General features: G+C 70.8%; 17 protein-coding genes and 1 riboswitch. Of the genes, 7 read left to right on the top strand and 10 right to left on the bottom strand.

What is annotated here, in order from left to right; all coding sequences use genetic code 11:
- Window positions 1-2 precede the first annotated feature (2 nt).
- Window positions 3-641, bottom strand: a complete 639-nt coding sequence (locus tag QRN49_RS15575; protein ID WP_027464637.1) for an ECF transporter S component — start codon at window positions 639-641, stop codon at window positions 3-5.
- A riboswitch (TPP riboswitch) is annotated at window positions 636-747 on the bottom strand. Its footprint overlaps the gene before it by 6 nt.
- 81 nt (window positions 748-828) lie before the next feature.
- Complete coding sequence (locus QRN49_RS15570) at window positions 829-1149, bottom strand: hypothetical protein (RefSeq protein WP_284756603.1); 321 nt, start codon at window positions 1147-1149, stop codon at window positions 829-831.
- Between the two features lie 128 nt (window positions 1150-1277).
- On the opposite strand from QRN49_RS15570, the gene glgX reads away from it, so the two are divergent.
- From glgX to treZ, 3 genes are read left to right on the top strand one after another with little or no spacing between them, the layout of a single operon-like run.
- A complete protein-coding gene (gene glgX, locus QRN49_RS15565; protein ID WP_284756602.1) occupies window positions 1278-3509 on the top strand; it encodes a glycogen debranching protein GlgX in 2232 nt (743 codons plus the stop codon).
- Window positions 3506-6007: a malto-oligosyltrehalose synthase gene (treY, locus tag QRN49_RS15560; protein ID WP_284756601.1), complete on the top strand. Its 2502-nt coding sequence runs from the start codon at window positions 3506-3508 to the stop codon at window positions 6005-6007. The genes glgX and treY overlap by 4 nt, the downstream gene beginning before the upstream one ends.
- Window positions 6004-7758 (top strand): malto-oligosyltrehalose trehalohydrolase, encoded by a 1755-nt coding sequence (gene treZ, locus QRN49_RS15555; protein ID WP_284756600.1) that lies wholly within the window; start codon window positions 6004-6006, stop codon window positions 7756-7758. The genes treY and treZ overlap by 4 nt, the downstream gene beginning before the upstream one ends.
- A 105-nt stretch (window positions 7759-7863) precedes the next feature.
- Here the strand turns inward: treZ and QRN49_RS15550 are convergent, their stop codons facing one another.
- The 8 genes from QRN49_RS15550 to QRN49_RS15515 form a co-directional block, all read right to left on the bottom strand.
- On the bottom strand, window positions 7864-8658 hold the full coding sequence (locus tag QRN49_RS15550; RefSeq protein WP_284756599.1) for a polyprenol monophosphomannose synthase: 795 nt from the start codon (window positions 8656-8658) through the stop codon (window positions 7864-7866).
- Window positions 8659-8703: 45 nt separating this feature from the next.
- Window positions 8704-9426: a class F sortase gene (locus QRN49_RS15545; protein ID WP_284756598.1), complete on the bottom strand. Its 723-nt coding sequence runs from the start codon at window positions 9424-9426 to the stop codon at window positions 8704-8706.
- Window positions 9423-10577 (bottom strand): family 8 glycosyl hydrolase, encoded by a 1155-nt coding sequence (locus QRN49_RS15540; RefSeq protein ID WP_284756597.1) that lies wholly within the window; start codon window positions 10575-10577, stop codon window positions 9423-9425. Before QRN49_RS15540 ends, QRN49_RS15545 begins: the two co-directional genes overlap by 4 nt.
- 99 nt (window positions 10578-10676) lie before the next feature.
- A complete protein-coding gene (locus QRN49_RS15535; protein ID WP_111111288.1) occupies window positions 10677-11501 on the bottom strand; it encodes a DUF4397 domain-containing protein in 825 nt (274 codons plus the stop codon).
- A gap of 358 nt (window positions 11502-11859) precedes the next feature.
- Window positions 11860-13848, bottom strand: coding sequence for an ArnT family glycosyltransferase (locus QRN49_RS15530; protein WP_284756596.1), 1989 nt, complete (start codon window positions 13846-13848; stop codon window positions 11860-11862).
- Window positions 13845-15332, bottom strand: a complete 1488-nt coding sequence (locus tag QRN49_RS15525; RefSeq protein ID WP_111034041.1) for a glycosyltransferase — start codon at window positions 15330-15332, stop codon at window positions 13845-13847. Before QRN49_RS15525 ends, QRN49_RS15530 begins: the two co-directional genes overlap by 4 nt.
- On the bottom strand, window positions 15329-15826 hold the full coding sequence (locus QRN49_RS15520) for a GtrA family protein (RefSeq protein WP_258320816.1): 498 nt from the start codon (window positions 15824-15826) through the stop codon (window positions 15329-15331). The genes QRN49_RS15525 and QRN49_RS15520 overlap by 4 nt, the downstream gene beginning before the upstream one ends.
- A gap of 217 nt (window positions 15827-16043) precedes the next feature.
- Window positions 16044-17048: an aldo/keto reductase family protein gene (locus QRN49_RS15515; protein ID WP_071405490.1), complete on the bottom strand. Its 1005-nt coding sequence runs from the start codon at window positions 17046-17048 to the stop codon at window positions 16044-16046.
- 207 nt (window positions 17049-17255) lie between these two features.
- Here QRN49_RS15515 and QRN49_RS15510 point away from each other — a divergent pair, with 207 nt between their 5' ends.
- The 4 genes from QRN49_RS15510 to QRN49_RS15495 all read left to right on the top strand — a co-directional run bounded on the left by QRN49_RS15510 (window position 17256) and on the right by QRN49_RS15495 (window position 21304).
- Window positions 17256-18395, top strand: a complete 1140-nt coding sequence (locus QRN49_RS15510; RefSeq protein WP_284756595.1) for a putative endonuclease domain-containing protein — start codon at window positions 17256-17258, stop codon at window positions 18393-18395.
- A gap of 109 nt (window positions 18396-18504) precedes the next feature.
- Window positions 18505-19065, top strand: coding sequence for a YceI family protein (locus QRN49_RS15505; protein WP_027464630.1), 561 nt, complete (start codon window positions 18505-18507; stop codon window positions 19063-19065).
- 686 nt (window positions 19066-19751) lie between these two features.
- The gene (locus QRN49_RS15500; RefSeq protein ID WP_110864494.1) at window positions 19752-20318 is read left to right on the top strand and encodes a TIGR03086 family metal-binding protein; all 567 of its coding nucleotides are present in this window, start codon (window positions 19752-19754) and stop codon (window positions 20316-20318) included.
- Window positions 20315-21304 carry an aldo/keto reductase gene (locus tag QRN49_RS15495; RefSeq protein WP_284756594.1) on the top strand — a complete coding sequence of 330 codons (990 nt, stop codon included), beginning with the start codon at window positions 20315-20317 and terminating at the stop codon, window positions 21302-21304. The genes QRN49_RS15500 and QRN49_RS15495 overlap by 4 nt, the downstream gene beginning before the upstream one ends.
- Window positions 21305-21361 lie beyond the last annotated feature (57 nt).

The following is a 21361-nucleotide window of genomic DNA, read 5'->3' as shown; positions in this document are numbered from 1 at the left end:
GGTCACACCAGGGCGCGGGGCTCGCGACGGCTGTGCTCGCGGCCGGCCGCGAAGGACGACAGCACCCCGGTGCGGGCGAGTGCCCGGACGATGAGCCACGAGCCCGCCCCCGCGATCACGGCACCGGAGATCACCGCGCAGATCACGTAGACGACCTTGAAGGCGACGTCGAGCCCCGGGTACCAGAGGACGGTGTCGTTGATGCCGAGCGCGAGTCCGGCCGCGGCACCGGCGAGCACGACGACCGGCAGGCGGTAGACGCGGTACAGGAACAGCGCGAGGACGATCTCCGCGCCGAGGCCCTGGACGAGCCCCGCCTCGAGCGTGAGCCATCCCCACTGGGTGCCGAACAACGCCTCGACCGAGGCGGCGACCATCTCGCCGTAGAGCGCGGCGCCGGGCTTGCGGACGACGATCGCGACGATCGGGCCGGCGAGCAGCCAGACCCCGCCGAACAGGGCCTTCGTGCCGGGGAGCACGAGGTCCATGACGGCGCTGATGGGTTCGTAGCCGAACTCCCAGAGCCGGAAGACGACTCCGAGGGCCACCGCGAGGACACTCGCGACGACGATGTCGACGACCCGCCAACGCAGCGATCGCCGCGGAGCGGTGGTGACGGTTGTGGACGTGCCTGAAGGCATGCTGCTGACTCCTCCCTGCGCCGGCATGATCCGGATCAGGTTCGACGGTCGGAGCGCCGATCGCTCCCTCTCAGCCCGGCGGTCCCGGACTCCCGTGTGTGTGCCAGCAGTCTAGACGCGGTCGCGACCGCGTGACGGACGGGAGGCCCGTGGCGGCGTCGCCACGGGCCTCCAGTCCGTCAGGTGGTCACTTCTTGAGCGCGCGCACCAGCTTGCGGAGGACACGCCCGGCCACCCACACGAAGGGGATGCCCACGACGATCAGCGAGATCAGGTTCGGCTCGAACACGAGGTCCTTGCCCGGACGGCGCACGTAGGCGCCGACGGGGGCCGACAGGCCGCCGCCACCGCCGCCACCGTTCTCGTCGTCCCCGCCGCCACCGAAGCCGAACCAGCTGACGGACACGGGGATGAGGGTCTGGTCGCCGACCTCGACGGGTTCTCCGTAGTTCGTGGAGACCCCGAGCGGGCGGACCTGGTCTGCGATCTTCGAGACGATGTTGGCCATGCGCGCGACGCTACTCGTCCGTTCCTCCACAGGCCGCGGGGCGCCTGACGCATCCACAGCTGGGGCTTGTCTGCGGACGCGGACGAGCGCCGCCGATATGTTGGCCGCACCCACACCTGGAGGACCGTTTGCACACCTGGCCCGGAAACCCGTACCCGCTCGGGGCGACCTACGACGGGAGCGGCACGAACTTCGCGCTGTTCTCCGAGGTCGCCGAGCGCGTCGAACTCTGTCTGTTCGATTCCGACGGCAACGAAGAATGCGTCCGCCTGCTCGAGGTGGACGCCTACGTCTGGCACGCGTACCTCCCCAACATCGGCCCCGGGCAGGAGTACGGCTTCCGCGTGCACGGCCCGTACGACCCAGACTCCGGCGCGCGCTGCAACCCGTCGAAGCTCCTGCTCGACCCGTACGCCAAGGCGACGAGCGGCGAGATCGACTGGGACCAGTCGCTCTTCTCGTACACGTTCGGCGACCCGGACTCGACCAACGACGAGGACTCCGCGTCGCACATGATGAAGGGCGTCGTGATCAACCCCTTCTTCGACTGGCAGGGGGATCGCCCGCCGCGCACGCCGTACGGCGAGACCGTCATCTACGAAGCGCACGTCAAGGGGCTCACCGAGACCCACCCGGACGTGCCGGAAGAGCAGCGCGGCACCTACGCCGGCGTCGCCCACCCCGCCGTCATCGAGCACCTGCAGCGCCTCGGCATCACCACGCTCGAGCTCATGCCGGTGCACCAGTTCGTGAACGACTCGACCCTGCAGGACAAGGGGCTGTCGAACTACTGGGGCTACAACACCATCGGTTTCTTCGCGCCGCACTCGGCGTACTCGTCGTCGGGCGACCAAGGCCAGCAGGTCCAGGAGTTCAAGACGATGGTGCGCGAGCTGCACCGCGCCGGCATCGAGGTCGTCCTCGACGTCGTCTACAACCACACCGCCGAGGGGAACCACCTCGGCCCGACGCTGTCGTTCCGCGGCATCGACAACGCGGCCTACTACCGCCTGGTCGACGACGACAAGAAGTTCTACATGGACTACACGGGCACGGGGAACTCGCTCAACGTCGGGCACCCGCACTCGCTGCAGCTCATCCTCGACTCGCTCCGCTACTGGGTGACCGAGATGCACGTCGACGGGTTCCGCTTCGACCTCGCCTCGGCACTCGCCCGCGAGTTCTACGAGGTCGACCGGCTGTCGGCCTTCTTCGAACTGGTGCAGCAGGACCCGATCGTGTCGCAGGTCAAGCTGATCGCCGAGCCGTGGGACGTCGGCCCCGGTGGCTACCAGGTCGGCAACTTCCCGCCCCAGTGGTCCGAGTGGAACGGCAAGTACCGCGACACCGTCCGTGACTTCTGGCGCGGTGAATCGTCGACGCTCGGCGAGTTCGCCTCCCGGATCTCCGGCTCGGCCGACCTGTACGAGCACGACGGCCGCACGCCCAAGGCGAGCATCAACTTCATCACCGCGCACGACGGCTTCACGCTGTACGACCTGGTGGCCTACAACGAGAAGCACAACGAGGCCAACGGCGAGGACAACAACGACGGCGAGAGCCACAACCGGTCGTGGAACTCCGGCGCCGAGGGCCCGACCGACGACGAGTCCGTGAACGCCCTGCGGCTGCAGCGTCGCCGGAACTTCCTGGCGACCCTGCTCCTGAGCCAGGGTGTGCCGATGATCGCGCACGGCGACGAGCTCGGCCGGTCGCAGTCCGGCAACAACAACGTCTACGCGCAGGACTCCGAGCTGAGCTGGATCGACTGGGACAGCGCGGACGAAGACCTCGTCCAGTTCACCGCCGACGTGGTGAAGCTGCGGCACGACCACCCCACGTTCCGCCGGACCCGGTACTTCAACGGCCGTCCGGTTCGCCGTGGCGAGGGCGAGCCGCTGCCCGACGTGGTCTGGCTGACCCCCTCGGGTGACGCCATGGACCCCGAGGACTGGGACTCCGGCTTCGGCAAGAGCGTCGGCATGTACCTGAACGGCGAGGGCATCCGCGGACGCGACGCCCGTGGTGAGCGCGTCACCGACGTCGGCTTCATCACGTACTTCAACGCCCACGACGACGTCGTGACGTTCACGCTCCCGCCCGAGGAGTACTCCCCCGGCTGGACCGTCCGGATCGACACCGCCGACCCCGGTGCCCGCGACGAGGTGCTCGACGCGGGTACCCCGCTCGACGTCCCCGCCCGGTCGATGATCGTGCTGCGTGCGGAGCCCGACCACGAGGTCACGAGCACCCCGGTCGACGCCGAGCAGGACGGCGCGCCCGAACCGGACGCCCCGCAGGACGCCGTCACCCCGGTGAACCCGGCCGGTTCCACCGCACCGAGCGGAACCACCCGATGACCGCCGGAACGCCCGGCGCCGCGAACCGCGTTCCCGCGTCGACGTACCGGCTGCAGGTCTCGGCCGACTTCGACCTCGACGCTGCACGCGACCTGGTCGACTACGTGCACGACCTCGGCGCCGACTGGCTGTACCTGTCGCCGGTGCTGCAGGCCGAGTCCGGGTCGAACCACGGCTACGACGTGGTCGACCACACGCGGGTCGACACCGACCGCGGTGGCGACCAGGCCATGCGGGCGTTGGCCGAGGCCGCGCACGCCGTCGGCCTCGGGGTCATCGTCGACGTGGTGCCCAACCACGTCGGCGTCGCGACCCCCGAGTCGAACCCGTGGTGGTGGTCCCTGCTCGAACTCGGGCAGGGCTCGCCCGTGGCGTGGGCCTTCGACGTGGACTGGGAAGCCGGCGACGGCAAGCTCCGGGTCCCCGTGCTCGACGACCGGCTGCTCGAGGCGGTCACGCTCGACACGTCCGACGCCGAGCGTCCGGTGCTCCGCGTCGGCGAGACCGCCTACCCCACCGCACCCGGAACGGTGCACGACGGCGACACCGTCGAGACCGTCCACGACCGCCAGCACTACGCGTTCGTGCACTGGAAGCGTGCCGACCACGACCTGAACTACCGCCGGTTCTTCGCGGTGAACACCCTCGCGGCGATCCGAGTCGAGGAGCCCGAGGTCTTCGCGGCCTCGCACGGGGTCATCGGCGGCTGGTTCCGCGACGGGCTCGTCGACGGCCTGCGCATCGACCACCCGGACGGGCTGTACGACCCGGCGGGCTACCTGCAGGACCTGGCGGAGCTGACCGGCGGGGCCTACACCCTCGTCGAGAAGATCCTCGAGCCCGGCGAGCAGCTGCCGAGCTCGTGGCCGGTCGACGGCACCACCGGGTACGACGCCCTCGGGGTGCTCGACCGCGTGTTCGTCGACCCCGCGGGTGAACAGGCGCTGACCGCGGCGTCGGGCGCCGAACCGACCGACTGGCAGCAGCTCACGCACGACACCCGACGGGGCATCGCCGACGGCATCCTCGGCAGCGAGGTCGAGCGGCTCGCACGCCTGCTCGCGCCGAGCGCCGCGACGGAGACGATCACGCACGAGCGGATCGTCGACGCGGTCGCCGAGATCGTGGCCTCGTTCGACGTGTACCGCACGTACCTGCCCGAGGGCGCCCACCACCTCATCACCGCGCTCGAGCGCGCCGCCGAAGCCCGCCCGGACCTCGACGACGTCATCGACCGGATCGCACCGGCACTCGTCGACCCGACGAACGCCGCGGCGGTCCGGCTGCAGCAGACCAGCGGAATGGTGATGGCGAAGGGCGTCGAGGACACGGCGTTCTACCGCACCTCGCGCCTGTCGTCCCTGAGCGAGGTCGGCGGCGACCCGAGCGTCTTCGCGGTCTCGGTGGCGGACTTCCACCAGGCCCAGCGCGAACGGCTCGGCAGCTGGCCGCACACCATGACGACGCTCACCACGCACGACACGAAGCGCAGCGAGGACACCCGCGCCCGCATCGCGGTGCTGGCCGAGCTCGGCGACGAGTGGGCCGCCACGCTCGAGCGTCTGCAGTCGCTCGTGCCGTTGCAGGACCGCGTGTTCGCCGACCTGCTGTGGCAGGCGATCGTCGGCGCCCGGCCCGCCAGCCGTGAGCGTCTGCACGCCTACGCCGAGAAGGCCTCCCGCGAAGCCGGTGACAGCACCACCTGGACCGAACCCGACGAGGCGTTCGAGCAGCAGATGCACGCGATCGTCGACGCCGCGTTCGACGACCCGGACGTGGTCGCCGTGCTCGACGCCCTCGACGAGCAGATCGACGCCGCGGGGTGGTCGAACGGTCTCGCCCAGAAGCTCGTCCAGCTCACCGCCCCGGGCGTCCCCGACGTCTACCAGGGCACCGAGTTCTGGGACCGCTCGCTCGTCGACCCCGACAACCGTCGTCCGGTCGACTACGCCGAGCGGCGTCACGTGCTCGCCGAGCTCGACGGCCCGGACGACGACGGCCCCGAGGACCTGCCGGCCATCGGCATCGACGGTGCCGCGAAGCTCCTGGTCACGACCCGTGCACTGCGCATCCGTCGGGACCACCCGGAGCTCTTCACCCGGTACCTGGAGCTCGAGGCCACCGGCAGCGCGGCCGACCACGTCATCGCGTTCGACCGCGGCGGTGCCGTGACGATCGCGACGCGTCTGCCGATCGGCCTCGACCGGGTCGGCGGCTGGGGCGACACGCTGGTGCACGCCGTCCCGGTCGAGCGCATCGACCTGCTCACCGGCCGACACGTCCCCGCAGACCGCGGGATCGCGCTGGCGGACCTGCTCACCACCTACCCGGTCGCGCTGCTCGTGCCCGCCGACGCGGTCGGTGCAGCCGGCCACGCCGACGCGGTGACCGCCGTGACCGCCGTGAGCGGTGCCTCCCGGCCCGCCGCCGACCGCACGACGGACGCCACCGAGACCGACGCGCAGGCCGAGATCGACATCCTGGAGGGTCACGCATGACCGCACCCGACCGTTACGCCGTCTGGGCGCCCGAGCCGGACCGGGTCCGGCTCGTCGTCGACGACGTCGAGTACCCGCTCACCAAGGGCGACGACGACTGGTGGTCCACCGACGCCGTGATGCCGGTCGTCGGCGCCCGGTACGGGTTCCGCATCGGCGACGACGACGCGGTCCGACCGGACCCGCGCAGCCGGTACCAGCCCGAGGGCGTGCACGGCCCGTCCGAGGTCGTCGATCCCGCACGGTTCGCGTGGACCGACGAGTCGTGGACCGGCCGCCCGGCCCGCGGTGCCGTGATCTACGAGATGCACATCGGCACCTACACGCCCGAGGGCACGCTCGACGCCGCCGCCCAGAAGCTGGACCACCTGGTCGAGCTCGGGGTCGAGTTCGTCGAGCTGCTCCCCGTCAACGCCGTGAACGGCGAGTGGAACTGGGGCTACGACGGGGTCGGCTGGTTCTCCGTGCACGCCCCGTACGGCGGCCCGGACGCCTACGACCGGTTCGTCGACACGGCGCACGCGCTGGGGCTCGGGGTCATCCAGGACGTCGTCTACAACCACCTCGGACCGAGCGGCAACTACCTGCCGCTGTACGGCCCGTACCTGCTGGCCGGGCTCGGCAACACCTGGGGTGACTCGGTGAACGTCGAGCACCCCGAGGTCCGCCGGTACGTGCTGGACAACGTGCGCATGTGGTTCCGCGACCACCACGTCGACGGGCTCCGGCTCGACGCCGTGCACGCGATCCGCGACACCACCCGCCCGCACGTGCTGGCCTCGATGGCCGACGAGACCGACGCCTACTCGTCCTTCATCGGCCGTCCGCTGTCGCTCATCGCGGAGTCCGACCTCAACGACCCGGTGATGTTCCGGCCGCGTGAAGCCGCCGGGTACGGCCTCGCCGGGCAGTGGTCGGACGACTTCCACCACGCCGTGCACGTGGCGCTCACCGGCGAGACGAACGGCTACTACGCCGACTTCGCCCCGCTGTCGGCGCTGGCGAAGGTGCTCGAGGACGGCTTCTTCCACGACGGCACGTGGTCGTCGTTCCGCGGCAAGCGGCACGGCCGGCCGATCGACCGCGGGACCTCCCCCGCGACGGCCCTGGTCGTCGCGAACCAGAACCACGACCAGATCGGCAACCGCGCCGCCGGCGACCGGCTCGCGGCGACGCTCGACGACGAGGGGCTCGTGATCGCCGCGGCCCTGACGCTGCTCGGGCCGTTCACGCCGATGCTGTTCATGGGCGAGGAGTTCGCGGCCTCGACGCCGTGGCAGTTCTTCACCTCGCACCCGGAGCCCGAGCTCGGCAAGGCCACCGCCGAGGGGCGCATCGCGGAGTTCGCCGCGCACGGGTGGGACGAGTCAGCGGTGCCGGACCCGCAGGACCCGACGACGTTCACCAACTCCAAGCTCGACTGGGCCGACGTCAGCTCGGAGCGCGGCGCGGCGATCCTGCGTGCCTACCGGGTGCTCATCGCCCTGCGGCGCACCGACCAGGCGTTCGTCGACCACCGCTACGAGGCGAACGCCGTCCGCTTCAGCGAGGACCGCCGCTGGCTCGTGCTCACGCGCGGGCTGCTCGGTCCCGACGTGGCGCCGGTGCACGTCGTGGTGAACTTCGCCGACGACGCAGCCGAGGTCCCGGTGCCCGACGCCGTGGGCGAGGAGCTCTACGGCTTCGGCGCGACCGAGGTCGATGCCGGCGTCGTCCGGTTCCGCGGCCGCGGCGTGGTCGTGCTGCGCTAGCCGACCGCGGGCTGCGCGAGCCACCCGCGGGCTGCACACACGAACGGCGACGAACCCATGGGTCCGTCGCCGTTCGTGTGTGCAGACGTTCGTGTGTCCCCGGCGTCAGCCCGCGTGGTCGGCGACCGCGTGCGCGTTCTTCCGCACGGACGGCAGCTTGCGGTGGTCCTTCACCAGGGAGCGGGTCTCGCGGATCCGGCGGTCGATGCCCCACTTCGTCACGAGCGCCAGGCTCTCGCGGACGATGTTGCCGCTCATCTTCGAGACGCCGAACTCCCGCTCGGTGAACGTGATCGGGGTCTCCACGACCCGCAGACCCGCCTCGAGGGCACGCCAGCACAGGTCCACCTGGAAGCAGTACCCCTTCGACGCCACACCGGCGAGGTCGATCCGCTCGAACGCCCGCGACGTGAACACCCGGAACCCGCCGGTCGCGTCACGCACCGCGATGCCCAGGGCGAGGCGGGTGTACAGGTTGCCCCCGCGGGAGAGCAGGAGGCGGTACCAGGGCCAGTTCTCGACCTTGCCGCCCTTGATCCACCGGGAGCCGAGCACCAGGTCGTTCGAGTCGGCGAGCTCGAGCATCCAGGGCAGGTACTCGGGGTGGTGGGAGCCGTCGGCGTCCATCTCGACGAGCTTGGCGTAGCCGTGTTCCAGGCCCCACGCGAAGCCGGACAGGTACGCACCGCCCAGGCCGTCCTTGACGGTGCGGTGCATGACGTGCACCCGACCGGTCTCGCGGGCGATCGCGTCCGCGATGTCGCCGGTGCCGTCGGGTGAGTTGTCGTCGACGACGAGCACGTGCACGGAGTCGTCGGTCGCGGCCAACGTGCGCTCGACGATCGGCAGGACGTTCTCGGCTTCGTCGTAGGTCGGGATGATGACCAGGGTCTCGCTCATGGTGCTCCTCGTGCTCGCAGTCGAATGTATCGCTGGCTTGGTGGGTCAATCCGACGAGAGGTCTGCGAACACGATCAGATTGTCCGTGTAGTGCCCGGTGGCGGTGTCGAACGTGCCGTCGCAGGTGATGAGTCGGAGTTGCGGGGTGGGGGTGGGGCCGTAGACGTCGCTCGTCGGGAACGCCGACTTGGCGGCGCGTTCGGAACGGTCGACGGTGAAGGTGCGGGTGGTGCCGTCGGACATCCGGACGTGGACCTCGTCGCCGGCGACCAGTTCGTCGAGCCGGAAGAACACCGCGGCGCTCGTCGGGCTGTCGACGTGACCGGCGATGACGGCGGGGCCGACCTCGCCGGGGACGATCCCGTCGCTGAACCAGCCCGCGCTGTCCCAGTCGACGGGCGGGTCGAGTTCTCCGGCAGCGCCGCGGTGCAGGTCCTCGAGCGAGGACCGCACGCCGATGGCCGGGATCGACACGCTGACCGGGGTAGCCGTCGAGCGGGCTTCGGGTGCGGCCGGGTCCTGGAACCCGTCGGTGCCGGAGCCCGAGGACGAAGACGACGACGAGGACGAGGACGACGACTGCGACTGCGACTGCGACGGAGACGACGAGGACTGCGGCGGGGACGACGACGCGCCACCGCCGACGGTCGACGCGACCGCCACCCCGGCCACGCCCCCGACCACCACGACGGCGGCGACCACGGCACCGATCACCCCGCCTCGGCGCCGGACGGCCGAGACGCGCCCGGCGCTCCGACGGCCGCTCACGAGCCGCCTCCCACGTCGCTGGCGCATCCGCCGAGCACGTCGGAGGTCAGCATGGTCGAACCGATGGCCAACCAGGCGTCTCCGTAGTAGGTCGGTGTGGTCGCCGCCGTGCGGTCGGCCCGCTCGAGGTCGGTGGCAGCCGCACGGGAGGAACCGGCGGCCTGCTCGGCCGCGGCCCGCGCGGTGTAGGCCAGCGCGTTCGTGTCCTGCGTCACCGGGGTGCCGCCGAGGTCGAGCTGCGAGGCGAGCCGCGTCGTCCGTCCGAGCGTGGGCGCGAGCGCCGCCGCGAGCTGCCGGTCGGACGCCGAACACGCCTCGGCGTACCGGAGCGGCGTCCGCATCGCGTCGTAGCCGTAGAGCACGCGCCCGTCGCCACCGGCGGCCGGCATCGGGTCCACCGATCCGTCGGCGTGCACCTGGGACCAGTCGCTGGGCAGGTCGGTGGCGTCCAGCACGGCGGCCGTCACGGCGCGGGAACCCCGGTTCAGCGCGTTCCAGCGGTCGTCCCCGGTGGCGTCCGCCAGCACCGAGAAGGCCGCGGGCGAGGCGTACGACGTGTTGTAGCTGTAGGGCTCCCGATCCGCCCACGGTCCGGGCAGCAGGATCGTGCCGAGGTCCGTCCGGGCTGTCTCGTGCTGGAGGATCGCCGCCGCGATGCGCTTGCCCGCGGCGGTGTACCGGTCGTCGTCCCAGGCCTTCCCCGCGAGCACGAGCGCCCGGGCGGCGTCGAGGTCGGCGTCGCTCGCGGACTGCTCGTCGGCGACGCCCTCGTCGGACGTCCACCGCCACGCCAGCAGGTCGTCGCCGGTGAGCAGGTGGTCCTTCGTCCACTCCCAGATCGCGTCGAAGCGTGCACGGTCGTCGTTCGCGTAGGCGATGAGCAAGCCGTACGCCTGCCCCTCGCTGACGGTGTCACCGCCCTGGTCGGTGCGGACGACGCGACCGCCCTCGACGTAGCGGTCCAGGAACGCCGACCGCAGCTGCTTCGGTGAGCGCGCCCCGTCGGGCGCGGTGGTCGAGGTCGGGGTCGCCGTGCCGCGAGCGGCGGTCGTGGTGCTCGACGACCAGGGACGGACGGCGACGATCGCGACGACGACGGCGACGAGGACCGCCGCCACAGCGGCGACCGGTATCCAGGTCCTGCGGGTCATGCTGGCCTGCCTCTCCGGGGATGGTGGGGGGGGTCGAAGGGGAGGCGCGGATCACGTGGGCCGTGCAGCGCACGTGATCCGCGCCTCCAGTCCGGGGCGTCAGCGGAACAGCGAACGGAGCATCGCGACGGCCGCGTGGACCGCCTCGGTCACCGGTCGGTCGGCGGCTGCGCCGCCACCGCCGGTCTGCACACCGCCGGACGGGGTGGCGGCGGTCGCCGCGGCGTCCGTCACGGGCACGACCGTCAGGTTGCCCTTGCTGTCGTCGAGGACGAACAGGGTCGAGACCGTGTTGCCGGCGAGGTCGACCTTGGCGGTGCCCCGCTGGCCGCTGCCGGAGACGTCGAGCGACCACTTGCCGGCGTCGACCGTTGCGTACTTGGTGGCGCTGCCGAAGGTGGCGTCCTCGGCGATCGGGGTGCCGTCGGAGGTCTGCACGTCGACGCGCTTCGCGGTGGTGGCGGCCTGGACGAGCCGGAGCTTCGCCTTGCCGTCGCCGGGCTGCTGCAGGTCGTCGGTGAACGCGGTCGTCTTGAGCCCGTCGTTCTTGCCGTAGGCGACGACGGTGCTGGCGTCGCCCTTCTGCACGGTGACGTCGGTGGAGATGACCGGGGTGGAACGCGGGGCGTCGGCGGCGCGCATCGAGAGGACGTAGGTGCCGACCGGCAGCTTCTCGTACGGGCTGACCTGGCCGTAGGTGACGTCGTCGAGTTCGAAGACGGTCTTGCCCCCGGCGAGGCTGGACAGTTCGACGTCGACGCCCTTCGTGTCCGGCGACAGGTGTCCGACGCGGAGCCAGCCCTGGTCGGCCGTCGCGGCGGAGGCGGTCTGCGGGGCGGCGAGCCCGACCGTCGCGGCGACGAGTGTGGCGGCGAGCGCTCCGACGACGACGGTGCGGCGGCGGTTCGTGGTGCGTGCGGTCATGATGGTGCTCCTTCGGGTCGAGGTGCGGTTGGCGTGCGGGTGTCGTGCGGGTGTCGTGTCGAGGTGCGGGCCGTGCGGGCCGTGCGGGCCCCCGGGCGAGCGGGCGGAATGCCGGGGTCCACGCCGGAGCCCTCCGGGCATTTCGCCCGCTCGTCCAACGGGCGCTCCGCCCCGACGTGTTCGCGGGGAACGGTTCCGCGGCCGCCCCGGCGATCGGGCGGAATGCCCGGGTCCACGCCGGAGCCCTCCGGGCATTTCGCCCGCTCGCGGGACGCCGGCTCGCGGAAGGCCGGCTCGCGGGACGCCCGCTCGCCGGACGCCAGCTCGGCCAGCTCCCGCTCGGCCGAGCGATCGGGGGTCACGAGGCGCTCGTCGCGGTCGTCGTCGGGTCGGCCGGGGCGTACGTCACCGTGAGACGTGCTCCCTCGCGCTCGACCGAGTCCGGCCGGAACGCCTGGGACATGGCGTCGAAGGTCCGAGCGACCCGTGCTGCCGAGGCGTCGTCGCTCGTGTGCAGGACGACGGTGCGGAACGGCTGGCCGGTCTCCCCGGTGCGCGGGGTGAACCGGTCGACCCGCACGTCCTGGTCGGCGAGCACCTGACCGAGCGCGATCATCGCCCGCGAGTCGACCTGTCCGGCGCGGAACTGCGACTTCGTGCCGTCGTCCGCACGCAGGGCCGGGTTCGAGGCGAGCTCGGTGCCCAGGGTCTTCCGGACGTCGGTGGCCCGGGTGATCGCGGTCTCGGCGGCACTGGCTCCCTCGGCGTGGATCCGGCGGACCTCGACCTGCTGGTCACCGGTGCCGAAGGTCGCGACGGCAGTGGAGTTCTCGATCGCCTGCCGCACGTCGGTGGACGAGTTGCCGCCGGTGCGCATGGAGTCCGTCGTGATGACGTAGTCCGAGTCCTTCCAGCCGTTCGGGGACTGCCGTTCCACCGCTCCGTCGGTGTCGAGCTTGTAGTACCAGACGACGTTGTTCCGGGCGAAGCCGTCGTCCACCAGGTCGACCCACATGGCGTCGTCGACCAGCAGACGCGAGGACTTCGGCACGTTGTCACCGACCCACTGCTCGGCCTGCTGCATGGGCAGGTCGAGGTTGCCGAGCAGGAACCCGCGCAGCTGCGTCCCCCACAGCGGCACCGCGACGACGAGCGCCGCAGCCGTGACGACGGCCCAGGTGATGCCGAGGCCGCGCCGTGCCCTCGGGCCGAACCGGCTCCGGGTGTGGACCCGACCGGCGACCGTCAGGACGGCACGCTCGGCGGTGTACGCGACGAGGAGCGCCGCGAACGGGATGAGCATGATGACGTACGGCACCGGCAGGTACCCGTTCGGCCGGAACATCACCGCGAGCAGGAACACGAGCATCGCGGCGATCGGTCGGACCCGGCGCAGGAACAGCCCGACGACGGCGGCGACCGAGCCGAGCACGATGAACACCGGGTCGAGTGCCCACCACTGCGCGGCGGCCTCGTTCGCCAGGCTGCCCCCGTCGAACACCGATCCGGAAGCGGTCCGCGACCCGAGCTGGTAGGTGACGCCCTCCCACAGGCTGACCCGCCCGGCGCCCGGCACGAGTTCGCCCTTCACCGCGGCGAGCAGCAGGTACCCGCCGCCGATCAGCACGAGCACGGCCCCGGCGACGCTGAGCGTGTACCGGCGGGTGCTCTTGTCGGCGCGACGCACGGCCATCCAGATGAGGAACGGCAGCGCGAGCAGGTAGGTCTCCTTGGACAGCACCGCGATGCCGAGGCAGGCAGCGGCACCGGCGAACCCGGCGAGCTGCTGGCGACGGCTCAGCACGAGGACGAACGCGGCGAGCAGCCAGGGCGTCGCGACGTTGTCGATGTACACGGTGCGGTGGTACTGCAGCGCGAGCGGTGACAGCGCGAAGACGAGCCCGGCCGCGGCCGCGGTGATCCGTCCGGCACCGAGTCGCCGGGCCAGGACGAACAGCAGGATGCTCGAGACGGCGGAGAAGAACACCATGGCCTCGCGCCCGGCCTCCACCGCGAAGGGGTACCGCGCGAACGCCCCGGTCAGTCCGGTGTACCCGGCGATCTGGATCCATCCGAGCGGCGGGTGGTCGTACCAGTACGTGTAGTGGGTGAGCTCGCCGAGGTTCGTGATCGCCCACGCTTGGGCGGTGTACGTCCCCTCGTCGTCGATGCGCTGCGGTGTGCCCGACATGTTCCAGGCCTGGACGAGCACGGTCACCGCGACGACGGGCAGCAACCACGTCAGGCTGGCTGCGTGCCGGCGGAACCACGCCCCGATGCCGGCCCGGTGTGCGGTGGAGCCACCACGGATCGGGATGCCCGTGGTGTCGGTGATGCTGGCGGTCATCGGGTGCCTCCCGTGGTGGTGCCGGCGAACGCACGGTCGGACGACGCTGCGCCCGATCCGTCGAGGTCCGAGGCGAAGCCGACCACCTGTCCGTTGCGGTGCTGGCCGGTGTGCTCGGTCTTCTCCCACCCGTTCTGGCCCTTGGCGTGCCGGACGACTGCCCGGACCGCCGCGGCGGCGAGGAACACCTGGTAGGGCACCAGGCCGAGCACGAGCCGCACGTAGTCGCGGAGCCGGACCTTCTCGCCGTACAGGCGGCCGAACTCGTTCAGCCCGACGATCTCGACGGCGAGCAGCATCAGCGTCGGTGCGACCGGGATGAACGACACCAGGGCGATCGCCGTCGGCACCTTGACGAACAGGATCATCAGGACGCTCAGCGGGATGAGCAGCCCGGTGGCCGCCTGGATGAACGGCATCGTGAGCATGTAGCGGGCGAAGAACCGCTGCCGGAAGGACGGCAGCTTCTTCCACTCCCCCTTGCCCAGCACCTGCAGGAAGCCCTGGTTCCACCGCGTGCGCTGCTTGAGCAGCGAGGCGAAGGTCGGCGGGGTCTCCTCGCGGGTGACGGCCTCGGGACTGTAGGCGACGACGACCTTCGCGCCGTCGGCGGAGAGCCGCACGCCGAGCTCGCAGTCCTCGGCGAGGCAGTGCGCGTCCCAGCCGTTCGACCACTCCAGGCGGGAGCGGGTCACGAAGACGGTGTTGCCCCCGAGCGGGATGAACTTGGACCCGGCGTGGAAGTGCAGGCGCGAGCGGAACCAGAAGTAGTACTCCAGGACGTTCCGGAGCGACCACCAGCTCGACCTGAAGTTCATCAGCTGGACGCCGCCCTGCACCACGTCGGCGTCGGTCTCCTGGAACCGCGAGTCGACGAGGGAGAGCAGCCGCGGGTAGACCTCGTCCTCCGCGTCGAACACCCCGACGATGTCACCCGTCGCGTGCTGGAGCGCGAGGTTCATCGCCTTCGGCTTGTTCTTCGGCAGGGTGTCGTCCACCACGACCTTGATCAGGGAGGGGTGCCGAGCCGCCGCGGCACGCACGACGGCGTCGGTCTCCGGGTCGTCCTCCCCGACGATCGCGATGATCTCGAAGTCGGGGTGGTCCTGGGTCGCGAGCATGTCGAGCGTCTGCCCCATCACGTCCTGCTCGTGCCGACCGGGCACCAGGAGCGTGAACCGGTGCGTCGCCGGACGCGGGGTCTGGCTGAAGCTGGTGGACTTCAGCGCGTCCCGCGAGCGCCAGGCGTGCAGCATCCACCAGAGGGTGGTCAACGCGATGATCGTGAGCAGCACGGAGAGGGCGATGAGGGTCGAGTAGCCGAGCCACTCGCCCAGCGACCAGGCGGCCTGTGGGAGCTGCCCCGAGCCTCCCGTCGGCACGTCCGTGGTCCCGCGGTTCGGGACGTCCCCGGTCGTGCCGGGGCGTTCGTCGGGCTGGAGCAGCGGCCCTGCGGCCGTCAGCAACACGGCTGAGATGGTCATTCGGGGAACCCCTTCGGACGTGTGTCGGTGGACCGGAAGACGAGGGCCTTGTACGCGGCGAACCGGAACGCGGTGCCGAGGACGAGGCCGACGCCGTTGCCGGCGACGTTGTCGGCGAGGGTGGACGTGAAGCCGAGGACGTAGTGCGAGACGAACAGGCAGGCAGCGGCGATGCCGAGGCCGACGAGGTTCGTGGCAGCGAAGAGCAACCCCTCGCGGACGGTCTCGCGGCGGCCGGTCTGGCGCTGGGAACGGAAGGTGATGAAGCGGTTGCCGAGCCACGCGACCGAGGTCGCCACGATGGCCGACACGATCTTCGCGGCGATGGGACCGTCCGACATGACGGTGGCGCGGAGCAGGTTGTAGACACCCAGGTCGATGACGAAGCAGACGGCACCGATGGTGCCGAACGACGCGAGTTGCCTCGCGGTGGCGAGCAGGCGCGGGACCGTGCCAGGGCGCACGGTCCGCACCGCACCGGTGTCGGGTGACACCAGAACGGGGGTACGAGTTCGGGTCATGCCCCCGATTCGGGGGGCGTGGCTGGGTGGTTTGGGCGGGGTACGCGACTTGCCAGGCCGCTGCCAGATGCGCGACACATGCCGTTCATCTTGACGATCCATCAGCTGCGGTGGTCAGGGGCGCACGGACGACGGACGGGAGGCCCGGTGCCAGCTGGCACCGGGCCTCCCGTCCGTCGGTCGGTTGCGTCTACGCGGGGCGCGACGACGGGGACACGTTCTTCGACGCGTCCCGTTCCGGGATGTCGCCGAGTGCCTCGTCGATCGCCGCGAGGGCGTCCGCGTCGAGCTTGACGCCGGCGGCCTTGACGTTGTCGGTGACCTGCTGCGGACGCGAGGCACCGACGATGGCGCTCGCGACGTTCTCGTTCTGCAGGGTCCACGCGATCGCGAGCTGCGCGAGCGTGAGGCCGGCCTGGTCGGCGACGGGCTGCAGGCGCTGCACGGCTTCGAGGACCTCGTCGCGCATGAACCGCTTGATCATGTCCGCGCCGCCCTTCTCGTCCGTGGCTCGCGAGCCCTCGGGCAGGGGCTGACCCGGCTTGTACTTGCCGGTCAGGACGCCCTGCGCGATGGGCGACCAGACGATCTGCGACAGGCCGAGCTGCTTCGAGGCCGGGACGACCTCGCCCTCGATGACCCGCCACAGCATCGAGTACTGCGGCTGGTTCGAGATGAGCTGGAAGCCGAGCTCCTTGGCGAGTGCGGCACCGGCGCGGATCTGCTCGGCGGACCACTCGCTGACGCCGATGTAGAGCGCCTTGCCCTGGCGGACGACGTCGGCGAAGGCCTGCATCGTCTCTTCGAGGGGGGTCTCGTAGTCGTAACGGTGCGCCTGGTAGAGGTCGACGTAGTCGGTCTGCAGTCGCTCGAGCGAGCCGTCGATCGACTCCATGATGTGCTTGCGGCTGAGGCCGACGTCGTTGTGCCCCTTCGGGCCGGTCGGCCAGTAGACCTTCGTGAAGACCTCGAGGGACTGGCGCCGCTCGCCCTTGAGCGCCTCGCCGAGGACGGTCTCGGCGGCGGTGTTGGCGTACGTGTCCGCGGTGTCGAACGTGGTGATGCCGGCGTCGAGCGCTGCCCGCACGCACTGGGTGGCGACGTCGTTCTCGACCTGCGAGCCGTGCGTCAGCCAGTTGCCGTAGGTGATCTCGGAGATCTTGAGTCCGGAGTTGCCCAGGTACCTGAATTCCATGATGTCGACGCTACTGGAGTGAGCGCGCACGTGAGGGGTCCCGCGAGTGCCTGTCGGGGTGGGTGGGGTGGGGGGTGTGCGGTGGTCTGGTCGGGGTCGGGGTCGGGGTCGGGGTCGGGTCGGGTCGGGTCGGGTCGGGACCCGCGAGCGGGCGAAATGCCACGGTGCTCTTGCCAGCCCACCCACACTTTTCGCCCGCTCGCCTGGATGACCCCGGGCTGCGACTTCCGCGCTCCCTGCGATCGCCTGCACCCCAGCGAGCGGGCGAAACACCGCGGTGCGGTCGGCAGCCGGCACGGTGTTTCGCCCGCTCGCGGGGGCAACTGTCCCTCCACATGGGCAAGGGCGGGCAAGCAGTCCACAGAGGAGGCCCGACTCCCGTCCTCGGGGACGGCTCGCCGTCACGCTGTGGAGATGACCGCAAGACGCCGACTCCCGATGGCACTCCGCGACGCTTCGTTCCGGGTACGGGACGCGCTGCACAGAGGCGTTTCGCGGGGCCGACTCGAGGCTCGCGATCTCGTCCGCCCGTTCCACGGCGTCCGATCAGCGTTCCCACCGGAGTCCGTGGATGAACGCGCAAGGGCGCTCACTCCTCGACTCCGCCCCGATCAGGTCTTCAGTCACGTCACTGCGGCAGCGATCATCGGCGTCCCGTTCCCCCGTCGTCTCGAACGCGATCAGCGGCTGCACGTCACGACGATCGGGACCAACCAAGCGCTCCGGGTTCGCGGCACGGTCGGCCACCGAGCCCGGTACGGGTCAGTCCGCGCGACGATCGCACGAGGAGTGCCACTGACCACTCCGGCCGACACGTTCGTCGCACTGGGCTCGATACTGACGCTCGACGAGCTCATCGTCGCGGGCGATGCGCTCGTGGGGCGGCTCGGCTGGGCGACGCTCGACGAACTCGCCCAGGCCGTCCGACGACGACGGGGCATCCGCGGGATCGTGAAACTCCGCCTCGCGCTCGACGAGATCCGGAGGGGATCTCGGTCTCCCGGAGAGACCCGGACACGGCTGGCACTCGTCCGCCGCGGACTCCCGGAACCGGCACTCAACCACGATGTCGTCGTCGACGGGCAGTGGGTCGCATGTGTGGACCTCGCCTACCCCGAGGCCAGGGTCGCGATCGAGTACGAGAGCGACCTGCACCGCACCGATCCAGCCACCTTCCGGAAGGACCTGACGCGCGGGGAGCACCTCAAGGACGTCGACTGGTGGCTCGTCAGAGCAACAGCAGACGACGTCGCGCACGGCGTCGACCGTTTCGTGGACCGCATCCGACGGCTGCTCGAGGCCGGCGCCAGAGGAGCCCACGACACGCGGTTTGCGACACTTGGGTGAACAATGGTTGACGCTTCAACCAAAACGGTGCACACTGTCGTAGTATCAACTCGATGCAGGCGCATGGAACGCGTCGCACCGCAGACTCTCGTTCGGAAGAAGGATCACCATGACGCTCACCGCTGACACCGTTCCCGGCTACAAGACCGGCACCTGGAAGATCGACCCGACCCACTCCGAGGTCACCTTCTCGGTCCGCCACCTCGCCATCAGCAAGGTCAAGGGCAAGTTCGAGACGTTCGACGCCACCGTCGTCACCGCCGAGAACCCGCTCGAGTCGACCGTCGAGGCCAACATCGACGTCGCGTCGATCAACACCGGCCAGGAGCAGCGCGACCAGCACCTCAAGACGAGCGACTTCTTCCTCACCGAGGAGCACCCGCAGCTGACCTTCCGCTCGACGAGCATCGAGGCGAAGGGTGACGACCTGCACATCGCGGGCGACCTGACCCTGCGCGGCGTCACCAAGCCGGTCGTCCTCAAGGCCGAGCTGGGCGGCTTCACCACGGACGGCTACGGCCAGGTCAAGTTCGGTGCCGAGGCGACCACGAAGATCGACCGCACCGAGTTCGGTGTGAACTGGAACGCGGCGCTCGAGGCCGGCGGCTTCACGCTCGGCAACGACGTCACGATCAACCTCGACGTCCAGTTCGTCCTCCAGGCGGCCTGAGCCACCTCTGACTCAACGCCCGACTGAGGGCACCGAGCAGCACTCCCCGAACCCGAGAAGAACGCCCCGACTCCGCACGGAGTCGGGGCGTTCTTCGTTGCCCGCACTGCTCCCCCGACCACGAGCGGGCGAAATACCACGGCCCTTCGTCCTGTCTCATCGGGCATTCCGCCCGCTCGACGATGCCGGCGCCGAAGTCGACGCTGATCCCCGCAATCACGCCCACGCCGGCACCCGTGCCCATGCCGTGCCCGTGCCCGTGCCCGTGCAAACATCCACGCCACGAGCGGGCGAAATACCACGCCGATCTCCTTAGCGCGCCGGACATTTCGCCCGCTCGTGCAAGGACCCGAGCGGGAGGCGGGCGAGCGACCACGGCCGAGATCGGAAGCGCGGCCGAGCGGGCGGAATGCCCGGGACGCAACGGGGACGAAGTGCGGCATTTCGCCCGCTCGCGGAACGAGGCGCGAGGACGCGCAGGACACGTAGCTAGGGGCACGAGCGCACCAGCGCGCACGAGCGGGCACGAGCGACCGGGCGCAGCCCCCGCCCCGACCGGCCCCGCCCCCGCCCCCGCGTAACGTTGGCACGTGCGACGGCACCGAGGGGAATCCGCACGCCGGACCCCGAGTTGCACGAAACGCACCAACCACGAGCACGCCCGCACGACGAACAGGAGCACCACCATGGCCACCGACTGGATCGCGATGCAGGCCCTCGCGGCAGCCGAGTTCGGCCGCCGCGTCGCCGCCGTCGCCGACTGGGACGCCCCCACCCCCGACTCCGAGTGGACCACCCGCGACCTCGTCGCCCACGTCGTGGACGAACAGCGCTGGATCCCGAAGCTCCTGACCGGGTGCGACTACGCCCAGGCCCAGGCCGACCTCGAGCCGATCGGCGACGACCTGGTTGCCGAGTGGCACCGGTTCGCCACGGCGGCCACCGACGCCTGGCGGAACGCCCCGCAGGACACCCCCGTGCACCTCAGCACCGACGTCGTGCCCGCCGCGCAGTACCTCACGGAGCAGACGAGCGACATCACGATCCACACGTGGGACCTCGCCCGGGCGACCGGCACCGAGGAGTCCCTGCCCGACGAGCTCGTCCGCGCCGTGTGGGAGTACTTCGAGCCGCAGATCGAGGACCTCGCCGCCACCGGCCTGTACGCACCCCCGGTCGACGTCACCGAGGACTCCCCGCTCCAGGTCCGCCTGCTCGCCGTCACAGGCCGTGATGCCAGAGTGACTGCATGACCACCGACACGAAGCGCCTCGGCAACTCGGGGCTCGAGATCAGCAGCGTCGTCCTCGGCATGATGTCGTACGGCGACCCGGACCGCGGCTCGCACGCCTGGAGCGTCGGCATCGACGAGGCCCGCCCGTTCGTCCGTCGCGCGTTCGAGGCCGGCATCACGACCTTCGACACCGCGAACGTCTACTCCGACGGCAGCAGCGAGGAGATCACCGGCACGCTCCTCGCCGAGCTGGCTCCGCGCGAGGACGTCCAGGTCTTCACGAAGGTCTTCAACCGGATGCGTCCCGGCCGGAACGGCGCCGGGCTGTCCCGCGCGGCGATCATGCACGAGATCGACGCCTCCCTGACCCGGCTCGGCACGGACTACGTCGACCTGTACCAGATCCACCGCTTCGACCCGGTGACGCCGATCGAGGAGACCATGGAGGCCCTCCACGACGTCGTCAAGGCCGGCAAGGCGCGCTACATCGGCGCGAGCAGCATGTGGGCGTGGCAGTTCGCCGAGATGCAGCACACCGCGGAACGCCACGGCTGGACGAAGTTCGTGAGCATGCAGGACCAGTACAACCTGCTCGAACGCGAGGAGGAGCGCGAGATGCTCCCCTTCTGCGAGCACACCGGCGTCGGCGTGATCCCGTGGAGCCCCCTCGCCCGCGGCCGCGTCACCCGCCCCTGGGACGCCTCCGGGTCGGGCTCGCGCGCGCAGACCGACGAGTTCGGCAAGACCCTGTACAAGCAGGACGAGGACGCCAACCGGGCGATCGTCGACGCGGTCGAGGCCGTCGCCACCGAGCGCGGCATCCCGATGGCGCAGGTCGCCCTGGCCTGGGTCGCCGGCAAGCCCGCGGTCTCCGCGCCCATCGTCGGCGCGACGAAGGAGCACCACATCGACGACGCGGTCGCAGCCGCCTCGCTGACGCTCACCGACGACGAGGTCACGCGACTCGAGTCCGCCTACACGCCCCGGGTGCCGTCGGGTTTCTGACGCCCCCACGAGCGGACGGGAGGCACGGTGCCAGCTGGCACCGTGCCTCCCGTCCGT

Origin of the sequence: Curtobacterium sp. ME-Dv--P-122a (genome assembly GCF_030209645.1) — a bacterium.
Classification (GTDB): Bacteria; Actinomycetota; Actinomycetes; order Actinomycetales; family Microbacteriaceae; genus Curtobacterium; species Curtobacterium flaccumfaciens.
The sequence above is the reverse complement of the archived record's forward strand: the minus strand, read 5'-3'. Positions and strand labels throughout refer to the sequence as shown.

Excerpts from the sequence above, each read along its gene's own strand:
- treY (WP_284756601.1), top strand. The coding sequence starts at position 3,506 with ATGACCGCCGGAACGCCCGGCGCCGCGAACCGCGTTCCCGCGTCGACG.
- QRN49_RS15510 (WP_284756595.1), top strand. The coding sequence starts at position 17,256 with ATGACCCCGGGCTGCGACTTCCGCGCTCCCTGCGATCGCCTGCACCCC.
- QRN49_RS15515 (WP_071405490.1), bottom strand. The coding sequence starts at position 17,048 with ATGGAATTCAGGTACCTGGGCAACTCCGGACTCAAGATCTCCGAGATC.
- QRN49_RS15550 (WP_284756599.1), bottom strand. The coding sequence starts at position 8,658 with ATGAGCGAGACCCTGGTCATCATCCCGACCTACGACGAAGCCGAGAAC.
- QRN49_RS15500 (WP_110864494.1), top strand. The coding sequence starts at position 19,752 with ATGGCCACCGACTGGATCGCGATGCAGGCCCTCGCGGCAGCCGAGTTC.
- treZ (WP_284756600.1), top strand. The coding sequence starts at position 6,004 with ATGACCGCACCCGACCGTTACGCCGTCTGGGCGCCCGAGCCGGACCGG.
- QRN49_RS15525 (WP_111034041.1), bottom strand. The coding sequence starts at position 15,332 with ATGACCATCTCAGCCGTGTTGCTGACGGCCGCAGGGCCGCTGCTCCAG.
- QRN49_RS15575 (WP_027464637.1), bottom strand. The coding sequence starts at position 641 with ATGCCTTCAGGCACGTCCACAACCGTCACCACCGCTCCGCGGCGATCG.
- QRN49_RS15535 (WP_111111288.1), bottom strand. The coding sequence starts at position 11,501 with ATGACCGCACGCACCACGAACCGCCGCCGCACCGTCGTCGTCGGAGCG.
- QRN49_RS15570 (WP_284756603.1), bottom strand. The coding sequence starts at position 1,149 with ATGGCCAACATCGTCTCGAAGATCGCAGACCAGGTCCGCCCGCTCGGG.
- QRN49_RS15495 (WP_284756594.1), top strand. The coding sequence starts at position 20,315 with ATGACCACCGACACGAAGCGCCTCGGCAACTCGGGGCTCGAGATCAGC.
- QRN49_RS15530 (WP_284756596.1), bottom strand. The coding sequence starts at position 13,848 with ATGACCGCCAGCATCACCGACACCACGGGCATCCCGATCCGTGGTGGC.
- QRN49_RS15540 (WP_284756597.1), bottom strand. The coding sequence starts at position 10,577 with ATGACCCGCAGGACCTGGATACCGGTCGCCGCTGTGGCGGCGGTCCTC.
- QRN49_RS15505 (WP_027464630.1), top strand. The coding sequence starts at position 18,505 with ATGACGCTCACCGCTGACACCGTTCCCGGCTACAAGACCGGCACCTGG.